Raw genomic sequence first — 595 nt, 5'->3', positions numbered from 1 at the left:
GTGTGGACGTGGCTGATGGTGAGGTTGTGGACGGTGGCGTGTGGGACGGTCCGGCGGTGGATTGCGGTGATTTGTATCCAGGTGCCGGAGCTGGTGTGGAGCCATTGGCCGGGTTGCAGGTGGGTGGCGTCGATCCACTGGTCGAGTTCGGGGACCCAGAAGGGGTGTCCGTCGGTGGCGGTGATCTGGGCGACACCTGGGTCGCTGTGGCCGTTGGTGGTGTCTGGGTAACCGCCCTTATCGTCGTGCTGGCCGTCGGTGTCGATGGTGATCTCGACGAGGTGTTTGACGCCGTCGCCGGTGATGGTGGCGGTGACGGTCTCGATGCTGGTGGTGCCGGTTTCGGGGTCGGTGGCGATGACCTTGTCGCCGGGTTTGACCTGTTCGATGGGTTTGGTGGTGCCGTCGGCCGTCAGGACCTTGGTGCCGGGGGTGAAGCTGTTGTTCAGCGGGCAGCTGTCGGCGGGTTTGTCTCCGCCGCCGCTGGTGCCGCCGTTGGAGCGGGTGCTGGCGCCGGTGTTGCCGCCGGGTTTCGAGGTGGCCTTGCCGCCCCCGCCTCCTCCTGCGCTGGTCCGGCCGCCGCCTCCGCTGCTGG

Annotated in this window: 1 protein-coding gene; it reads right to left on the bottom strand. The window is 67.7% G+C overall.

Annotation, left to right across the window (positions count from 1 at the left end; translation table 11 throughout):
- On the bottom strand, nt 1-595 hold a 595-nt coding region (locus ACFHWU_RS29340; RefSeq protein ID WP_416592331.1), incomplete at both ends, for a Hint domain-containing protein.

It is taken from the genome of Micromonospora sp. LOL_015 (assembly GCF_048060275.1).
Lineage (GTDB): Bacteria > Actinomycetota > Actinomycetes > Mycobacteriales > Micromonosporaceae > Micromonospora_E.
This window is presented reverse-complemented; position numbering and strand designations above follow the sequence as displayed.